The sequence below is a fragment of the Paenibacillus sp. FSL R5-0519 genome (genome assembly GCF_037974275.1).
Taxonomy (GTDB): Bacteria; Bacillota; Bacilli; order Paenibacillales; family Paenibacillaceae; genus Paenibacillus.
Genome location: NZ_CP150234.1, coordinates 271,103 through 290,974, shown reverse-complemented (window position 1 = coordinate 290,974; position 19,872 = coordinate 271,103). Strand labels below are relative to the sequence as shown.

16 protein-coding genes are annotated in these 19,872 nt (G+C 50.4%); 4 read left to right on the top strand and 12 right to left on the bottom strand.

Annotation, left to right across the window (positions count from 1 at the left end):
• Positions 1-101: 101 nt before the first annotated feature.
• From MKY73_RS01205 to MKY73_RS01170, 8 genes are all read right to left on the bottom strand, one after another.
• On the bottom strand, positions 102-1,469 hold the full coding sequence (locus MKY73_RS01205) for an NAD(P)-dependent oxidoreductase (protein ID WP_339308457.1): 1,368 nt from the start codon (positions 1,467-1,469) through the stop codon (positions 102-104).
• Positions 1,470-1,586: 117 nt separating this feature from the next.
• Entirely contained in the window at positions 1,587-2,468 is an 882-nt protein-coding gene (locus MKY73_RS01200) for a nitrilase-related carbon-nitrogen hydrolase (protein WP_339305275.1), read from the bottom strand.
• Between the two features lie 4 nt (positions 2,469-2,472).
• The gene (locus MKY73_RS01195; protein WP_339305273.1) at positions 2,473-3,762 is read right to left on the bottom strand and encodes a M20 family metallo-hydrolase; all 1,290 of its coding nucleotides are present in this window, start codon (positions 3,760-3,762) and stop codon (positions 2,473-2,475) included.
• A 125-nt stretch (positions 3,763-3,887) separates the two neighbouring features.
• Complete coding sequence (locus tag MKY73_RS01190; protein ID WP_339305272.1) at positions 3,888-5,261, bottom strand: aspartate aminotransferase family protein; 1,374 nt, start codon at positions 5,259-5,261, stop codon at positions 3,888-3,890.
• Positions 5,262-5,282: 21 nt separating this feature from the next.
• The gene (locus MKY73_RS01185) at positions 5,283-6,347 is read right to left on the bottom strand and encodes an ABC transporter substrate-binding protein (RefSeq protein WP_339305271.1); all 1,065 of its coding nucleotides are present in this window, start codon (positions 6,345-6,347) and stop codon (positions 5,283-5,285) included.
• A 100-nt stretch (positions 6,348-6,447) separates the two neighbouring features.
• Positions 6,448-7,386, bottom strand: a complete 939-nt coding sequence (locus tag MKY73_RS01180) for an ABC transporter permease (RefSeq protein ID WP_339305269.1) — start codon at positions 7,384-7,386, stop codon at positions 6,448-6,450.
• The gene (locus MKY73_RS01175; RefSeq protein WP_339305268.1) at positions 7,383-8,195 is read right to left on the bottom strand and encodes an ABC transporter permease subunit; all 813 of its coding nucleotides are present in this window, start codon (positions 8,193-8,195) and stop codon (positions 7,383-7,385) included. Before MKY73_RS01175 ends, MKY73_RS01180 begins: the two co-directional genes overlap by 4 nt.
• The gene (locus MKY73_RS01170) at positions 8,176-9,000 is read right to left on the bottom strand and encodes an ABC transporter ATP-binding protein (RefSeq protein ID WP_339305267.1); all 825 of its coding nucleotides are present in this window, start codon (positions 8,998-9,000) and stop codon (positions 8,176-8,178) included. The genes MKY73_RS01175 and MKY73_RS01170 overlap by 20 nt, the downstream gene beginning before the upstream one ends.
• A 522-nt stretch (positions 9,001-9,522) precedes the next feature.
• Between MKY73_RS01170 and MKY73_RS01165 the strand changes: the two genes are divergently transcribed.
• The 3 genes from MKY73_RS01165 to MKY73_RS01155 all read left to right on the top strand — a co-directional run bounded on the left by MKY73_RS01165 (position 9,523) and on the right by MKY73_RS01155 (position 14,102).
• The gene (locus MKY73_RS01165) at positions 9,523-11,748 is read left to right on the top strand and encodes a methyl-accepting chemotaxis protein (protein ID WP_339305266.1); all 2,226 of its coding nucleotides are present in this window, start codon (positions 9,523-9,525) and stop codon (positions 11,746-11,748) included.
• Positions 11,749-12,051: 303 nt separating this feature from the next.
• On the top strand, positions 12,052-13,053 hold the full coding sequence (moaA, locus tag MKY73_RS01160; RefSeq protein WP_192134940.1) for a GTP 3',8-cyclase MoaA: 1,002 nt from the start codon (positions 12,052-12,054) through the stop codon (positions 13,051-13,053).
• 212 nt (positions 13,054-13,265) lie between these two features.
• Entirely contained in the window at positions 13,266-14,102 is an 837-nt protein-coding gene (locus MKY73_RS01155; protein WP_301290204.1) for a methyl-accepting chemotaxis protein, read from the top strand.
• 207 nt (positions 14,103-14,309) lie between these two features.
• On the opposite strand, the gene MKY73_RS01150 is transcribed toward MKY73_RS01155, so the two are convergent.
• Entirely contained in the window at positions 14,310-14,918 is a 609-nt protein-coding gene (locus MKY73_RS01150; protein ID WP_339305265.1) for a LysE/ArgO family amino acid transporter, read from the bottom strand.
• 135 nt (positions 14,919-15,053) lie between these two features.
• On the opposite strand from MKY73_RS01150, the gene MKY73_RS01145 reads away from it, so the two are divergent.
• Positions 15,054-16,547, top strand: a complete 1,494-nt coding sequence (locus MKY73_RS01145; RefSeq protein WP_339305263.1) for a PLP-dependent aminotransferase family protein — start codon at positions 15,054-15,056, stop codon at positions 16,545-16,547.
• Between the two features lie 168 nt (positions 16,548-16,715).
• On the opposite strand, the gene MKY73_RS01140 is transcribed toward MKY73_RS01145, so the two are convergent.
• The 3 genes from MKY73_RS01140 to MKY73_RS01130 form a co-directional block, all read right to left on the bottom strand.
• The gene (locus MKY73_RS01140; protein WP_062836914.1) at positions 16,716-17,543 is read right to left on the bottom strand and encodes a carbohydrate ABC transporter permease; all 828 of its coding nucleotides are present in this window, start codon (positions 17,541-17,543) and stop codon (positions 16,716-16,718) included.
• Entirely contained in the window at positions 17,540-18,424 is an 885-nt protein-coding gene (locus MKY73_RS01135; protein WP_124116573.1) for a sugar ABC transporter permease, read from the bottom strand. Before MKY73_RS01135 ends, MKY73_RS01140 begins: the two co-directional genes overlap by 4 nt.
• A 98-nt stretch (positions 18,425-18,522) precedes the next feature.
• Positions 18,523-19,803: an extracellular solute-binding protein gene (locus MKY73_RS01130; protein ID WP_339305261.1), complete on the bottom strand. Its 1,281-nt coding sequence runs from the start codon at positions 19,801-19,803 to the stop codon at positions 18,523-18,525.
• Positions 19,804-19,872: the final 69 nt, after the last annotated feature.

Genomic DNA, 19,872 nt, shown 5'->3' with positions numbered 1-19,872 from the left:
CGTTAAATTTTTCAATCCTCCATAATTGCCACGATAAGGTGTATAGGGTTCGTTACGTTAGCGCGTCAGGGACACGAGGATGCGAGGGTTCGATGCACCACTCACGCCGTCTCCTCCACCTGCCCAGGCAATGCCTTCATCACTGCGGCAGCAGCCAGCTTACCTTGCTGTGCAGCCGAGACAACCATCGCCTCACCCTGGCCCTGACCAAAAATAACATCTCCTGCCGCATAGATCTGAGGATTCGAGGTACGGTACGTATGCGGCTCAATCTCGACGACACCCCACTGGTGACGCAGCTCAAACGCTTCGATTAATGGTAATAAACGATGCTGTCCAATCGCCCGAATGACCGTATCACATTCAATCATGAACTCCGACCCTTCCACTGGCACAGGCAATGCACGCCCACCTCCAGGCGGAGTAATCAGTTCCATTTTCACACATTCCACAGCCTGAACCCGACCGTTCTCGTCTCCAATAATACGCTGCGGCATCGTAAACCAGCGGAACTCCACACCCTCCTGCTTGGCAAACGTATATTCAAACGCATACGCCGTCATCTGGCTTTCCCCGCGCCGATATAACATCTGCACCCGCTCGGCACCCAGACGCACCGAACAGGTCGCTGCATCTACCGCCGTATTGCCCGCGCCAATCACGGCGACCTTCAGACCATTCAGTGCCGGCGGAACACCCTGCTTCGTAGACTCCACCAGTTCAATCGCATCATAGACACCTTCCAGTGTCTCTCCTTCAATGCCCAGCATGGGCACCGATCCCATGCCGCAAGCCAGAATGACCGCTTCATGCTGCTCCAGCAACTGCGTAGCAGGAATATCTACACCAATGCGCACCTCGTAACGGATCTGCACACCCAGCGCTTCCACCTGCTCCACTTCCCATAACGCAACTGATTCGGGCAGACGGAAGGATACGATGCCGTACGTGTTTAGCCCACCGCCTTTGGGTTTGGCTTCATAGATCGTCACCTCATACCCTGCGCGCCCCAGTTCACGTGCGGCCGACAGTCCCGCTGGCCCCGCTCCCACTACAGCGACGGTCCTCCCATTGGCAGGTGCCGCCTGGAATAACGGCTCATTCTTCGCCCGCGCCCAGTCGGTGGCGTAACGCTGCAAGTCACCAATACGAATCGGCTTCGACGATTCGTTCAGCACACATGCGCCTTCACACAACTCTTCTGTGGGGCACACGCGTGCGCAGCTGGCTCCAACCGGATTCGCATCCATGATGGTGCGGGCCGATCCTTTCAGGTGCCCTGTTGATATTTTGCTAATAAAAGAAGGGATATTAATGTCGGTTGGACAGGCCTTGATACAAGGTGCATCGTAACAGTACAGACAGCGGTTCGATTCCTCCATCGCTTCCTTACCTGTCATGGCGGGTTTCATCTCGGCAAAACGACTTTCCCACCCATAATCGGATAACGTTGTTCCTGAGCTGTTCATCAAATGTCGTGCACCTCCTGGAGAATGATCTACGCTATCTCAAACTCAAACAAACTTGCGTGCATTACACGTTCCACCCCGCTGACAGAATCACTTACCGATCACGTGTGCCGCTTCCTACAGACTAACCAGATGTTCGTACGTTTCCGGTCTGCGATCACGGTAGAACTGCCATACATTACGTACCTCACGAATCATCTCCGTATCCATCTCGCCAATGACGACCTCATCCTGATCCCTGCTGCCGATGGCAACCATTCTGCCTCGTGGATCGACCAAGTACGACTGCCCATAAAATTCACCCATATTCCACGGCGCTTCCACGCCGACCCGGTTGATGGCTGCCACATAATAGCCATTAGCTACCGCATGAGCGGGTTGTTCCAGTTTCCACAGATATTCCGATGTACCTGCAACCGTAGCGGACGGGTTAAACACAATCTCTGCCCCTGCCAGCCCAAGCAATCGTGCCCCTTCAGGAAAATGTCGGTCATAACAAATGTACACGCCAACTCTGGCGTAAGCTGTATCGAATACCGGATACCCGAGGTTGCCTGGTTTGAAGTAATACTTTTCCCAGAATCCATTCGTACCCTCACCTGCTTCCACATGCGGGATATGATGTTTGCGGTATTTGCCCAGATACGTACCATCTGCATCAATAACGGCTGCCGTATTGTAATACGAAGCAATGCCCTCCACCTCGTACACCGGCAAAATAATCACCACCGCAAGCTCCTTCGCCAACTCCTGAAACAGCTTGGTCGTGGGCCCTTCCGGCACGGGTTCAGCGGATGCATACCATTTGGGATTTTGCTCTGTACAAAAGTACGGCCCATAAAATACTTCCTGCAATCCAATGATCTTGGCCCCTTTTGCAGCCGCTTCACGGACCAACGTGATGTGCTTCTGAACCGCAGCCTCTTTGTGAACTTCAACGGGAGCCGAACCTTCAATCTCATGTGATGCCTGGATTAATCCGATGCTGATTTTGCCCATATCGTCACAACGCCTCCTTAGGTAAAATGGTAGGTTGGTTCACTCCACCGCACATCCTTCGAATGGTTCGATACAGCACTTCCGTGCCGAGTCCAATATCCTCCGGAGAGGAATATTCGCTGGGATGATGACTGATGCCGTCCTTGCTGCGGACAAAGATCATGCCATAATCACACACACGCGAAAGGGCCAACGCATCATGGAACGGACCACTCATCAGTTCTGGCAAAGTAACCCCGACCTCTTCCGCAGATGAACGAATCACCGATTGGATTGACTCTGCACAATACCTTGGCTCACTGTTCGTATCCTCGGTCAGCGAGTACGTTAGACCATATCGGGAACTCACGTCATCCAAAATGTTCATCAATCGGGCTTCAAGCCGGTTCCTGCGCTCCATCTCCATGTCTCGCAAATCCACTGTGAAGCTGACTTCCTCCGGGATGATATTCCGCGAATCTGGAAAAACCCTCAGACTTCCCACCGTACCTACAGTTGGAGCTTCCGGGTCTTCTCTCACCATATCGTCAAAAGCAGAAATGACTTTGGCGCTGCCTGCCAAAGCATCATGCCGCATTGCCATCGGAACGGAGCCGGCATGACCCGCCATCCCTTTCATCGTAACCGTAAGCCACAGCGGACCCGAGATGCCGGTCACCAGACCTATCGGAGCATTCAGCGATGCCAGCACTGGCCCCTGCTCAATGTGCAGCTCCAGATAACTGCCAATGGAACCTGGCGGATAGATCGCTTCTTCAAAATCCGAAGGAGAACAGCCGAAGGCTTCTAGCGCCTCCCGGCGGGTCACACCGTTTTTATCCTGCCTCTCCAGTTCGCCTTCTTCCAACTGACCGGTTATACCTCGTGAGCCGAACAGGCCTTTGTTAAAACGGGAACCCTCTTCATCGCAAAAAGCAATCATCTCAATCGGCATACGGGGCTGAATGCCATTTTCGATCAGGCATTGCACCGCTTCGAGTGCACCGAGCACACCAATCGCTCCATCATATCGACCACCATATGGCTGTGAGTCGATGTGGGAACCAATCATGAGAATCGGCAGTGCCTGATCCACACCTTCCAGACGACCAATCAGATTGCCGAAGGGGTCAAGTCGCGTCGTCAGACCGGCCTTTTCCATCCACAGGCGAACCTGTATGATGCCGTCCATATCTTCCGGGGTTAGGGCAAGTCGACAGACGCCCGTGTCCGCTATTCGGCCAATACGTGACAACTGCTCAATTCGCTCATTCAACCGAAGCTGATTGATGAGTTTGCCTGTTGTGGTCTGCATCGTCCCTCACCTCCTTGCGCATTGTTATCACGTCATGTGTTGAAACACTTTATTTTGCTTAATTTTGCTTGCCAACACTTCTGTCGTACTTGTCGTCCATGTGTGTTCTCATCCATATCCAGTTACTAACTCGCATCCAGACTTCGCAACGCAGCGAGCAAACTTCCTGCAATCAGGTCCAGTTCTTCCTCCGTGGTGACAAACGGCGGGGAGATCGTCAAAATATTCGCAAACCCTGGCACGGTATCTCCGTTCTTGCCGATCAGAATGCCATCCCGCTTACAACTGGCGAGCACCTTCATTACTTTATCCGCTTCCGCAGGAGACCCGTCTGCTTCAATCAATTCCACCCCACAGGCGAATCCGAATGAACGGATATCCCCCACAATGGACAGCTCCAGCAATGGTTCCAGTTTCTCACGAAGCAGGTATCCCATTTCCTCCGCCCGGCTGACCAGATTCTCTCGTTCCAGAATTTCCAGATTCGCCAGCGCTACCCGACAGGACACCGGATTCCCACCAAATGTATTTACATGACGAAAATGCGCATCTGTTCCGGTTTCCCGGAACGTGTCATACAGATCGGCTCGCACCGCCGTTGCGGATAGCGGTGAATACGCACTGGTCATGCCTTTGGCCATTGTCACCATATCTGGCTGTATACCATAGTTCTGATGACCAAACTTCTGCCCCGAGCGGCCAAAACCACAGATGACCTCATCGACAATGAGTAGCACGCCATAGCGCTGACAGATCTCTTGCACGGTGCGCATATAATCCGGCGGAGGAACAATCATGCCACCTCCAGTGATCACCGGCTCCATAATCACTGCGGCAACCGTCTCAGGACCTTCCCAACGAATCACCTCTTCATAGATGGATGCACACTCGAGTCCGCATCCATCCTTGTTTCGCCCAAACGGGCAGCGGTAACAATACGGTGGTGGAACATGAGAGAAACCTACGCCGAGCGGTTCATATTTGATCTTGCGGGCGGCTTGCCCGGTCGCACCCAGTGCGCCCATGGAGTTGCCGTGATAGGCACGGTGACGGGAGATGAATTTGTGCCGAGTAGGCTCACCATTCTGATGGTGGTACTGGCGGGCTATTTTGAAAGCCACCTCATTCGCATCTGAACCCGAGTTGGAGAAGAAGATTCGATACTCCCCCTCCAACCAGTCATTCAGCTTCTCTGCCAGTAAAATCGCCGGTTCGTGACTCTGCGTCATCGGTACATAAGCGAGGGCTTTCATCTGTTCGTAGGCACTCCTCGCAATCTCCTCACGGCCATGCCCCACATTCACACACCAAAGTCCAGACATCGCATCCAGATAACGTGTACCATCCTGATCGGTGATCCAGCTGCCCTCCCCACTTACCGCAATCATCGGATGATCGTTATGAGGTGAGATGTGATGCCATACGTATTTGCGATCCTTCTCCAGCCATTCTTCCTTCGTACCGCCAAGCGGCTGAGGCTGCTGATCCACAGAACTCATTCGTCATCCTCCTCCACACGTTTATTTCACCGCTTCTTCATAGATGCTCTTCTCCAGTGCTTCATCCAGGTTGGCGGCTTTTTTGATTAAGCCATAATTCAGCGCAATATCCGCAGTTCGGGTAAATGATTCATCTACAAAACTGCCGACTTGCTGCTCCGTAAATCCTTCTGGCCGAATCAGCTTTGCAATCTCTTCAAGCATCGTGACCTGATGTTCACGGGTGGTGCTGCCCTCCGTCACATTACTCATCACGATATCCACCGTCTCCTCCTGATTGTCGATGGCATAATTCCAGCCTTTCAGAATGGCACGAGTCACTTTAACCGCCAGCTCACGATTACTGTCTACCCAATCTTTCTTGGCAATCAGCGTATCCTCCAGCATGCCAACACCGGCATCTTCAATGTTGAACACATCCAGATCCGACTCTTTCGTTCCACTTTCCAGCACCACGTGGTATTCGTTATAGATCGTTGCCGTCGCCACATCTACCTGATCGTTGAAAAACTGATCCATCGTGAACCCCTGCTTCACCAGTTCAATGTCTTTCTTTGGATCCAGGCCGTTCTTCTCCATAAACGCGAGAACCTGAAACTGCTGACTGCCGAACCAGGTACTGACCTTCTTGCCTTTCATCTGAGCGGGATCGGTGATACCCAGGGACTTCTTGGCAATCAAGCGATAACTGCTCTTCTGTGAGATCTGGGCGAGCGAGACGAGCGGCAGACCGTTATCCCGGCTGACCAGCAGACTGTCTACCCCCGTGATCCCCACATCGGCCGCGCCATTGACCACCTGCTGCTCAATCACGATATCCGGCCCACCTGGAATAATCTCGGCATCAATGCCTTCATCTGCGAAAAAACCTTTTTCCTTCGCTGCATAGATCCCGGCAAATTGTGCCTGCGGTACCCACTTCAGTTGAATTTTCACTTTGGTTAAGGGTTGGTCTGCTTCGCCCGCCCCTCCTGAACTTGCAGCAACAGGCTCAGTAGCCGGCTCGGACTTCGTAGAACATGCGCTCAGCAACGTAACCACCAACATAACCATGACCAACAGACCCAACTTCAACGTTTTGTACATGGACAGAACAACCCCCTGTTTATATACGATTTTTCAATTAGGTAGTGTGAAGCTCTACTTCACCAGCTCTATCAATCTATGGTTGCTATCCTGATGTACGTTATGGATCTGTGCGTGCACGATTCCACGGAATGAGTCGCTTTTCTGCCAGGACAACCGCTTCATACAACACAATACCGAGCGCGGCAGCGATGACAATGCAGGACCAGGCCAAGGGCATGTTCGCCAATCGAATCTGATCCGAGAGCAAGTACCCCAGCCCCTGGGAGGCGATGAAAAATTCACCCACAATGGCCCCGATAATACTCGTCGACATGTTAATCTTCAGACCCGCAAAGAGGGAAGGTATGGCATGAGGCAGTCTCAGCTTCCAAAAAAACTGCATCCTGCTTGCGGCGAGGCCACTCAGCAGATCACTATACTGCGGCTGAATGGAGGTCAGTCCCTTAAACAGGCTGACCGCCATAGCCGCCATCGTAATGACGGTGATGACTGCAATACGCGACCAGATCCCGTCACCGAACCAATTGTTCATAATCGGGGCAAGAGCCACGATCGGAACAGCGTTCAGTGCCGACAGAACCGTAACCGCCGCCTTGCCGCTTGTTGGAAAGAACGATGCACCTGCTGCTGCCAGAGCGCCGAGCAGTGAGCCGAGCAAGAAACCTCCCAGCATTTCGGTTCCGCTGTACATCGCATAACGAAAGAGCATATTGGCATTTTCCTGAATGGATGTCGCAATCGCGGAAGGTACAGGAAGTTGGTAGCTTTCCAGCGAGAATATCCAGTGAAACAACCTGAGCTGCCAGAGAGCGAGAAACATCACACCTGCACCCCAAGGAAGCATGCTCAGTACAATCGAGTGCCCGCGAACGCCAGTGCCCGAGCTGGCCTTTTCGGCTTGTCCCTGTTGTCCATGAATTTCCGATCCCGGAGCAGATGTCATCTGTGAACCTGCGAGGGGCGTAGCAGTTCCGGTTGCAGCAGCAATTGCCACACCTTCATCACGTTTCCGCTGCATTACCCTACCTTCACTCATGTGGCATCGCCTCCTTTGGTCCTGAATTCAGGCTGCCAGGGGGTTAGCCAACGTTCGGCCAGACTGATGACCAGATACGAGATCAACCCAATGCCAATGCTAAGCATGATGGTGGCCCAGAACATGCCCACTTGGGCATGGCCGTAATATAACGAACTAACCATCAGGACACCGAGTCCGTCAGGGGCACCCATCAATTCCACAACGATAGAGGAGGTCACCGCCAGCGGAGCGGCTATTTTCATACCTGAAAATAATCCCGGCAGTGCTGAGGGCAGCAGACATTTGATATATCGTGCAGTCAATGAAGCTCCACAGGAACGCATCAGTTCCAGATGCTCTGGCGCTGCACTTTTTAATCCTTTCAACGTATGGATGATGATCGGGAAGAAAGTTACGTACGCCGCCATAACCATTCGGGCCCATTCCGCGTTGTGAATGATGCCGTACACAATTGGTGCGAGACCAATAACCGGAACCATCTGTGAGGAGACTACATATGGCGATAACGTGCGCTCCAGCCATACAGCCCCGCTCATGAGTAGAGCCAGACCCAGGCCCAGCAGCGTTCCCCCTGCAAAACCAATGGCCGCATTGCCAAACGTGACCGCCCCCTGCTCTGCCAGCGTACCTGAGTAACGAAACAAGGCTGCAAGCACATCATGCAGATAAGGAAGGCGAGACGCCGCCTGCTGGGGTGACAGTAATAGTTGGAGCATCCAGGCGATTCCCTCCCACAGCACCAATACGGCCATAATCCAGATGACGACCCAGGATCGATATCCTGGTTTAAAGAACCGCAGGGACATGAGATTCATCACGCTCCTCGTAGAAGCAATTGCGAATGGTTGTGATCATGTGGTAGAAAGCATCCGTTTCTCTCAGTTCGCTATGGCGTTCAGAAGGCAGATTAACCGAATGAATGGAATGCACTTGCCCTGGATGTGCCGAGAGTACAATGATTCGGTCGGACAGAAATACGGCTTCAGGGATGCTGTGTGTGACAAAGAGGAAGGTCTTGCCTGTTGAGCGCTTGATCTCAAGCAGCTCCAATTGAAGCTTTTCTTTCGTGAATTCATCCAAGGCGGAGAATGGTTCATCCATCAGCAGCAGTGGCGGATCAAGCGCAAGGGCACGTGCAATGGATACACGTTGCTGCATGCCTCCACTGAGCTGCCACGGATAATGGTCGGCGAAGCGGGTTAGTCCTACCATTTCAAGCAGTTCACTGCTAATGCGGCGACACTCCTTCCGGCGGGTGCCGAGCAGTTCCAAAGGCAATTCCACATTGTGACGAACGGTGCGCCAATCGAACAAGGCGGGTGTCTGGAAGACGATACCGAACTGTCTCTGTAGTCGAGCCCGCTCAGGCTCCTGACCTGCAATGCGAACGGTGCCTGAGGTGGGCTGAAGCAGATCACCCACTAACCGGAGCAAGGTAGACTTGCCACAGCCGGAAGGGCCAAGCAGCGAGACAAACTCATTGGACTGGATCCGGAATGTAACATCCGACAAAGCAGTGACTTGTTGTGTACCTGTGCCAAAAACAACGGACACATGATCTACATCAATATGGCAGGCTTCAGGGACTGTAGCTGAGGGTGCGGAGGACATGGGCATTCTCCTTTGTGGAAGTTATTTTCATTGCACACAAGGCTGAATGGGAGGTTTATATACACGAACGTAACAGGTTTGCTTGTTAGATAATACTATATCGCTTCGGGCGGGGATTACATTATACAGTGTGTATTGAGTATGGGCCTGTTCATGTTACACAATGTAAAATGAGATGTATTCTCAGATATATCCATGTGAGTTTTCTTTGTATACTGCTAACATACATTTCACTTAACAACAAACGCACGATCATTTGTATTTATTGAATAAATATTCGGAAAATATGACATATGCCCTCGTATTCTTGGTCATTTTCTTGTATAAAGATTGAATAGACGTACAAGGACTTCCACCTCCACGTGAGTCAAAGCTCCTGAATAATGAAGGCGGTATCACTATTCCGGATCAATCCCCACGCAGGCTGGCTTCCTTTGTCATATATCACTTTGAAAACCACATATATAGGTCTATCCAAAGATCAGTAGAACGAAGCTTTCAAATCCAGAAATCGGGGTGGTCATGATGTTTGATTGGCTGGGATGGAGAAAAGGATTGCCGCTGTGGCGATCGTATCGGTTGAACGCACATATGAAGGAAGATGTGGAACAGATTTTTGAGGGAATTGCCGAAACGAGACGGCAGCTTATGATGGACTGGGCAGATGAACAATGGAACCACCTGGATCGATTGCTCCAACAGTTACAGTCGGTCCAATTACAGGATGTATTACAAGGTTCACAGCAACGAAGCAAACTAGATGCATGGTTTCAATCCAGTTATAATCGAGCCGTTGACAGTACGGAGCTATTCATGCTGAACGAACAGAATCAGGTGGTATTCTCTACATATAAGAAACACGTTGGACAGAAGTATGAAGATCACGAAGCATTGATTGGACCAGGATTGAAATACTCCAGGGCAGATCGTCATGGCAGAAAATGCTTGTATGGGCCTTATTCCGATCCACTGACGCTGGATATTGGTCCACGCTCGTCCGCTTTTCACGATGATGTTACCTTGCTGTTTATCAACCCCATTCTACAGGAAGGTCGATATGTTGGTTCATTATGCAGCCGTGTTCCCGGGGATGTCCTCGGTGACCTGATTCAACGGGAATCAGGCCACATCTATCCCGATTCGGGTGACAACTATCTCTTTATGGCTGAGTCGATATTACGGCCCCATCTGCAACCCGGCACCGCCTTATCCCGAAGTCGCTTCGAAGACCGTACGTTTACGCATGGGGAAAATCTGAAAGATGGTGTCACCACCGATTGGGGTATTGTTTCCGTTAAGGAACATACCGAGCTGGAACTCATGTTCACTGATCCGTCGACCGGAGAACTGCACCCCGGTGTAGCTAACACCATTCAGAATGGTTCCAATCTGTTTGTTGCCTTTCCCGGCTATTCGGATTATCGCCATATTTCTGTGATCGGTAAAGGGATCACCTTCCAGCTACCTCACTGTCCCGATCGCTGGGGCATGATGTGTGAAGGGGATCTGGAGGAAGTGTATCGGATACGAAGCATCGGCTGGCGCCAGTTCAAACAGCACAGTTTCTTCACAATCTTGTCAGGTGTTGCAGGAGCCGCGCTCGTCTATGCCCTCACTGGTAGTGGGTGGAGTGCAGCAGCAATGGCGGCTTTTAATATTTTATTCGGATTTTTCACTGCATTACAGCTGCATCGCAGCCAATATCGACGGGTTCATGAAGACTTGCGGCGCATCAGCCGTTTTATTCGAATTAATGCGGAAGGCAGGGGGGATCTGACCCAGCGCCTGGACACGTCTTCTTTTGCCCAAGACGAATCGGGTGAACTGGCGAAGTGGATCAACAACATGATTGACTCTCTGGAAGGCATTATGCTGAAGGTACAACTTGCCACCGTAGACGTTATGGACAACCAGTATCAGATGCGAACTTCAACAGAGACAACCCAGGGCACGACTGAGCGTGTGAACCACAAGCTTGGTTCGATGATTCAGGCCATTCGCACCCAACTGGAAGATCTGGATCAGGCCAGAATTGCTGCCGATCACATGCGCATAACGCTGCAACAACTGGAGACCTCTGCAACCGAACAGATCGGCGTGGCCCAGCAGGAAGTGGAACGAATCGGTGATAAAATGACACAAATCTCGGGAGCGGTATCCGATACCAACCGTACGATCTTGTCCTTTATGGATACGATGAAAGAGATTTACCGCGCACTGGCTGTCATTGACGAAATTTCAGCTCAGACCAATCTGCTGGCTCTGAATGCTACCATTGAAGCTGCACGCGTGGGCGAACATGGCCAGGGCTTCTCGGTCGTGGCAGGGGAAATTCGTAAGCTGGCTGATTTATCCCGTTCTTCTACTGAAAATATTCATCAGATTCTGGACCGAATCTCAACAGCAGCAGGAGCTGCGTCCCAATTAATCACTGAGGGTGATCAGGTACTTGCTGAAGGAACGACACTTGTTCAGGCCGCTTCGCAACTTCTGAAAAATGCTACCGCTGAAGAACCTGAGCGCACACAAGTCGTAGATCAAGTGGTCATGCTGATGGAAAATATCGCTGCAATCAGCCATCAAAATCGGGCGACTTCCGCTGAGGTAGAAGCCGAGATGATGGAGCTGATTCGTGATATGTTACAGGTTCAGCATTCTTCGCATAATGTGGAAGCTATTACCGTCTTCCTGCAACAACTCGTGGGGCAATTCCATCTGAATCACCCCGCCAAAAATGCTGTCATCTGACGTTATCGTTGACGCGGATTGGAGAAATAGCTAGAATTTGATGCAACTGTTCCTTTTGAAATTGTCGTATCATTTATAATAGAAGTGCGTGTTCAAAAAGACCGGTTTTCAGTACCAAGAAGATGGGATGAAGCTAGAAATGGAGTAGCGGAGCGTAGATGGAGCTACGTGAGCAACGGAGATTTCGGCTGAATTCCATATTCGATGCTGATGATGCCTGTAGGCATCCTCCGTAATCAAAAGCGGGCTTTTTGAACAACCTCTAGAAGATTTCCAATCTGAACCGATGAAAGGGTGGTCTGCATGGAATTGCTTCAGGATTCATTTGGCCGAATACATGACTACATCCGTATTTCTGTTACGGACCGCTGTAATTTACGCTGTGTGTATTGCATGCCTGCGGAGGGCATGGAGTTTGCTCCACATGATGAGATTATGAGCTACGAAGAGATCGCACAGGTACTGAAGGTGCTCGCTCCGATGGGCATGCGTAAAGTTCGGCTCACCGGGGGCGAACCGCTGGTGCGCAAGGATCTGCATAAGCTCGTCGGCATGATCTCAGCGATTGACGGTATTGACGATATTGCACTGACGACCAACGCTCTTCTACTGGATAAGCAAGCTCAAGCATTGAAGGACGCTGGATTGAACCGGATTAACATCAGTCTGGATTCCCTACGCGCTGATCGTTTCTCCATGATTACCCGGGGCGGGGATGTGAACAAGGTACTGAAAGGTATTGAAGCTGCAACTGCCGCTGGCCTTGCTCCGATTAAGCTAAATGTCGTGCTGATGAAGGGTATCAACGATGATGAGATCAAGGATTTCATTGCAATGACGATGGATCAACCTCTTCATGTGCGTTTTATTGAATATATGCCGATTGGACACGCTTCGGATTCATGGCGCAAATCTTATTTGCCGCTGGAAGCCGTGACAGATGTATGCGCTGAAGCAGGCTGGACGGTAGAAAATACAACAGGCCCTGCGGGCAATGGCCCATCACGCAATATGAAAATTGTGGGCTCCGAAGGCACATTCGGATTGATTCATCCCGTGAGCGATCACTTCTGTGATAATTGCAACCGACTTCGGTTGACCGCTGACGGACATATCAAAGCCTGTCTGTACTGGTCGGATGAGTATAATGTTCGCCGTTTCGTGGATGATCCGGATGCCATGGCGGCACTCTTCCTCAAAGCGCTGGGTACGAAACCGAAGAATCATGAAATGGCTCTGGCTTTGGAACAAAAAATGCAATCTCATACGCCGACTGTACGACGCATGTCCCAGATTGGCGGATAATAAAGCAGAGGAGAACTTGATTGTTCTCGCCTGCTTTTTTGTCATGTTTTCATAAATTTCTGAAAATGATCCATTCTCCTGTTTCATTTATTAAAAATTTAATTAATATATGTTATTGCCCTTGTTGGGTCTTCAAGATTGCGATAATTCTGACGATGTATATAAATACATCTAGATAATATGCACACATACACTATAGGAGCTGAACCTTATTGAACATTGTTGAAGCACTCGTTGCAGCGAGTCCGTATTTTAAAATTATGCTCAAAGAACACGATATCATGATTGCAGTAACTGATACGGAGAAGTTCTGGTATTATGTTCCCAGCAACGAACTCGATCTGGGCATCAAGGCCGGAGACCCCGTTTCTCTCGATGACCCTACACTCCGCCGGGCACTTATACATGGGGAAACTTCAGCGAACCGAATTGATGCAAAATTCTATGGCACATCAATCAACTCGGCGGCCACCCCACTTCGGGATGAACAAGGAAATATTGTGGGCACACTTGCCATTGGTTTCTCTCTTCAGAATGAGGAGAAACTGGAGTATTTCACTGAATTAATCGGCGGGATCAGCGGCAGACTGACGGATATGGTACAGACGGTAGCCGCTCAATCCGAACAATTGACGGCCTCATCTACACAGATTTTGGACAATACGCGTATGGCAGTGCAGAACTCAGGCGAGGTTAACAAAGTCGCCGCATTCATTCGTGAAATCTCAGAGCAGACCAATCTACTCGGTCTGAACGCGGCTATCGAAGCAGCCCGAGCAGGCGAAGCCGGTGCCGGATTCAGCGTCGTTGCATCTGAAGTGCGCAAACTTTCTACAGGTACCAAAGAAGCCACGGTAAATATCGAACGTTCCTTGAAGGATGTCCAGCATTCCATCCAGCAAATGGAGCAGGAGATCACTTCCATCTCACAGTCTAGCAACCAACAGGCTGTGATGGTAACCGAGTTCAGCGAGGTCATTGATCAGTTGAATAGCGTAAGCCGTGACCTGAAAGTGTTTATTGAATCCATGCTGCTGAAGGCAGAATAAATTCGAAACGATGACCCTTACTTAAATGATTAACCATATATAAAAGACGCAACACCGAAGCGTTATCAAGCACTGCATGTTTCATATCAATAACCAGGTCAGCAGGCATCTATTGATAACCAAACTCAGCACCTACATAAAACTCCCCATGTGATTAACGTCACGGGGAGTTTTCTAATTCCAAACAAAATAAGCCACATCATCCTTCTATGCATAGATGAGTTTCCACAGCATCATAACGGCCAGCCCGACCATGACCACAGCGGACAATCGATTAAACATCAGACTGATGCGTCCAGTACGATCCGTTCTCCCAATCACCCTACCCGCACCTGCAAGTCCCAGAAACCATATCCAAGATACAACTGCGGCTGTCAGGGCAAAATAAATGCGCTCCACGCCCTCATACTGAAGTGAACTGGTGCCAATCACGGCAACTGTATCCAGCAGCGCATGGGGATTGAGTAGAGATACGGATGTAGCGAACACAATCTGTCGTCCCGCTGACATGACCGTCTGCGAACCTTGCACAGATTCGGATGACCTCCAGATACTCCATGCCATATACAGCAAAAACAAACTTCCTGCTGCATATAACACATTCGCCAGCACTGGCCATTGCAACAGAATAAGCGACACTCCTCCAACGGCTGCCCCGATCAACAACGTATCACTGACCCCTGCGGTTATTACAGCAGGCAGCGCATGTATATAACGTCTCTGGCTCATGCCCTGGTTAAAAATAAATACATTCTGCACACCCAGTGGCAAAATCAGCCCAAACGCCAGAATCACTGCGTGAATAACAACCTCCATCGTTCTTCCCCCTTATCTCTGTATTCCATCGTAGGGCAGATAATGACTGACGTAACCAACCACTTGGATGGCATCAGACCCAACCAAATGTTATAGTGTTGGTTAAAAAGACAAACAGAGGTGATTCTGCCTGTCATGGAACGTTCTGATTCTCGACTAAACATGGGATGGAAGCCGAATCCTTCTCTAGACTTGCCCTTATATCGCCAGATTGAAGGCTATATCCGCCAGAAAATCACAACAGGTGAATGGTCCGCAGGATACCGTCTCCCCTCACAGCGAATATGGGCTGAGTCCATGGGGGTAAACCGCAGTACATTGGTCACTGCCCTTGATAATCTGGCCGCCGCGGGTCTGCTTGAAGGCAGACATGGCGGGGGAACTTATATTTCCGGCTCCGGTTGGCATGGCATGGCTCACAGAGCGATGCCCAACTGGAATGAAGCCATTGAGGAGGGATGGTACTATCCCAACCTGCCTGAGATCCAGCAGATTAATCAGGCAGAATTTCGGCCTGGCATCATACGTCTTGGTACAGGAGAGCTTGCCCCGGAGCTGATGCCTCAGGATGCTTTTAACGACATCCTGTATGACCTGTCCCAACGTTCTCGCACACTGAACTACCTGGAACCTCAGGGAAGCCTGGAGCTTCGTAAAGCCATATCCGTCCATTTGCAGACAACGGGCATTCAGGCCTCTCCAGATTCCATACTGATCGTATCCGGGTCTCTTCAGGCACTGCACTTGATCTCGGTTGGACTGCTCCCTCGCGGATCAGCGGTGCTGCTGGAAAAACCGTCGTACCTCTATTCCATTCATGCCTTTCAATCGGCAGGATTGAAGATGAGCGGGATCCCGATGGACGATGAAGGACTGCACATTGCACGCCTGGAGGATGCCTCGCAGCATGTCAAAGATCAAGACCACATCTCGCTTCTCTATACGATCCCGAGCTTTCACAATCCCACGGGCTCTGTGATGAGTGATCCCCGCCGGGATGAACTGATGGCCACCGCTCGAACATTAGGCATCTCCATTCTGGAGGATGCGGCCTACAGTGATCTGTGGCTGGACAACCCACCTCCGCCATCACTGAAGGCACGTGACCAGGAAGGACGGGTGCTGCATATGGGCACCTTGTCGAAGGCAGTCAGTCCCGGCTTGCGCCTCGGATGGCTGGTTGGGCCAGAGCCGGTCATACGCCGGCTCGCGGATATCAAGATGCAGACCGACTACGGTACCAGTTCACTCGCGCAGGAAGCCGCTGCCCTGTGGTTTGCCGAAGGGCACCATGCAGAACACATGGAGTGCCTTCGCCCTGAGCTACGCAGACGCAGAGACTTCATGCTGGATCTGTTGCAACGTCACTTTCACGGCATGGCGAAATGGAACATACCCGCTGGCGGCTTTTATATCTGGCTGCAATTCACTGTGTCCCCTCTATCCATCCGCCAATTATTCCATACCTGTCTGGAGCAGGATGTGCTTATCCACCCGGGCTACCTATATGACCGGCTGGATCCGAGTCACATTCGGCTGTCTTACGCTTATGCTTCCCCTGATGAGATGGAGCGTGGACTACAATGCCTCGTAGAAGCTGTCCACAAGCTCGTGAATTCTGGCTCATGACTTCAAATACGGATTCCATACTTCACAACCAAAAAATAGCCTTGACCTGAAAGGAGCATGTCCTTTAGGTCAAGGCTATTCGCGTAGGTTTCATAAATTTGGTCGAATACCAAAAGCGGGTCGATACCAGCGGCGCTCCGGGATTCCATCGTATCATTCTGCTATCGCTTACCCTTTTACAGCACCCTCTGCAATGCCCTCCATGATGAACTTCTGGAAGAAAGCATAGATCAGAATAACCGGAATCGCAGTCAGAACCAAGGATGACAGAATCAAAGGCCATTCCTTGTTATATTCGCCAAACAACATGTTCGTGGACAGAATCAGCGTATACCGATTCACATCAGTCAACATGAGCAGTGGCAACAAGAAGTCATTCCAGATCCACAGGAAGTCCAGAATCGCGATGGTGACTGTGATGGGAAGCAAGAGCGGGAAGATAATCTGGAAGAATGTCTGGAACTCGTTACATCCATCAATCTGAGCCGATTCCTCCAATTCCCGCGGAATGGACTTCACAAACCCGTGATAGAGGAAGATGGCCATGTTCACACCAAGCCCGATATAGATTAAGGCCAATCCGTACGTGCTTCCCTGTACACCCATGCCTTTGGCTACCCGTGTCAGCGGAATCATGATCGAATGGAACGGCACCAGCATGGATGCCACAAACAGGAAGAAGATCAGATTGCTCAGTCGACCAGAGGTACGTGACAGCTTGTATCCAGCCAATGAGGCACAGAAGACGATACCACCGATCCCCAGAAAGGATACAATCGCCGAGTTCATCGAACTGCCCAACAGATTGATTTTGTTAAATGCGTCCGAATAATTCTCCCAGTGCAGCGTCGTCGGCAGTGCGATAAAGGATTGGAACATCTCTCCTTGTGTTTTAAAAGAGTTCACTACCGCCATGTAGATCGGCAGCATGGCCACGAGAGATCCCAAGATCAGCAGCAGGCGAATCAGATAACTGTTCAGTCGTTGCATCCTCATGCTTCCACCTCTTTCTTCTTCATGACGGTGATCTGGATGAGTGTGAAGATGAGTACGATGATGAACAGCACAACCGATTTGGCACTCGCATAGCCGTACCTGAAGTTATTGGAGAACGCTTCTTCATAGATGTTCATCGTGATAACCTGCGTCGCCCGGCCCGGTCCACCACCCGTCAGTCCATAGACCACTTCGAACACTTTAAATGCTCCGTTCAGCGTCAGGAAGAAACAGATGGTCACGGCATGAGTAATCATTGGCAACACTACATTGCGCAGTACCTGGAATGCATTGGCTCCATCAATAACCGCCGCTTCCTTGAGACTTTTTGGCACACCTTGAAGTGCGGCCAGATAGATGATCATCATATACCCCACACCGTTCCAGAGCGATACGATCAGAATGGAGTAAAATGAAAACTTCGGATCTCCCAGCCATTGCTGGTCCAGGAACGAAATGGCCAGTTTCTGTGCGAGCTGTGGCAGCACCTGAGAGAAGATGAATGTCCACATGAAGGCACTAATGATCGTACTGATCATGTTAGGCATGAAGAACAAGGTCCGGAACAGCCCTTTGCTGCGCGTCCGTGATTCGATCAACACGGCGAGCAGCAAGGCAATTCCATTTTGCAGAATGAGCATAAATATTACATATTTCATCGTGAACCACAGGGAGTTCAGAAAGTCCGGATCTTCTTTGAACAATTCCACGAAGTTGCCCAGACCGATAAAGCTGTAATCCCGATTAAGTCCGTTCCAATCCGTCAGACTATAGAACATGCCACTAAACGTGGGATACAGCAGGAAAATCGCATAGATGACAAAGGCAGGCGCAGTGAACGCGAGCAGTGACAGATACTTCTTGAACACATTCGTAGCCATAGGTTCTCCCCTTTTCACTCGAAGCGGATAATCGATTGTAAACGGGGGAACGAAGAACGTTCTGCCAGCCGTTTCATCTGCTTGGGCCTCGCAGCTCCTTACTTGTTGACTTTGTTGTAGGATTTCCACGCTTTGTCGAGCGCATCGATAACCTGCTGTTGATTTAATTGCCCGGAGTAGTAGCCTTGTAACGCTTTGCCTGATTCATCTTTAACTGCTTGAGGGATAGAAGGGTCCTGATAGGCTTTGCCTTCATTCACATATTTCAGGGCATCGTCTACCCATGGGAAGCTCTTGAAGTCATGGATCTTGGCAACCGGATTAAACTTGAGTGCTTCATAGAAGGCACTTGAATCCTTGTCATCGAGAATGTAGTTCACGAAATCGAGTGCCACTTCTTTATTCTTGCTGGATGACGATACTGCCAGTGAAGTGGACGTGCTCAGATTGATTTTAGTATCATCCGGGTTATCATTGATCGGCATCGGTGCCACACCAAAGTTCAGGTCCGGGTTGGATTTCAGAATTGTCTCGGCAAACCATGGTCCCTGAATCCACATCGCTGCGCTTCCTGAAGCGAAGGCTGCTGAACCATCATCTCCGCCGACTTCCAGCGCTTTGTCCGTTCCATTCGCATTGACCAGATCGAAGACATCGAACAATGCTTTCATATCCGAGAAGGAGCCTTGATCCTGATTCATATTGTCGATGAAGTCTTTGTGCTCCGACTGTGTTAAAGCCCCCACAGTGAGTGGCAGGAATAATTGCGGAATCCAGGATTCTTTGTAGGACAGTTCAAACGGTGTGATGTTGGCTGCTTTCAGTTTCTCCACGACCGCCTTCATTTCTGTTAACGTTGTTGGTACTTCCAGCCCTTGCTCTTCGAAGATATCCTTGTTGTACAGATAGCCCCATGATAACGTTTCCAATGGTACAGCTACGACTTTGCCCTCCGCATTGGTTACGGAAGGTTTCACCGAATCCAGTAATTTGTCGACAAAAGGTTGATCCGACAGATCTTCCAGATAACCAGCTTTGCTGAACGGTGGAATCTCATTGACTGCATGCAGGGCGAACACATCCGGTGCATCATTGGAGGCAAGACGTGTCTTCAGAATCTGAGGTGCATTGTCTGCTGGCGGCATCTCCAGTTGCACGTTCACCTCAATGTTTTTCTCTGCTTTCTCCTTGACTTTGAACTGTTCTATATATTTATCGTAGTGTTCTTTCAGCCGAGGTTGTGCAACGAATACTTTGAGGGACACCGTGCTGCCTGATGCCGATTCTTCCTGCCCATTGTCCGTTCCTGCATTGGAACCGCAACCTGCGAGCAGAACACTGACCAGTACCGCACTTGCTACGCTTTTCCATACTTTCATCTCTTATGACCTCCCGGTGTGTGACTGGTTTGTCTTTCATAGGCTCATTATATATCAGAAAATGAAAGC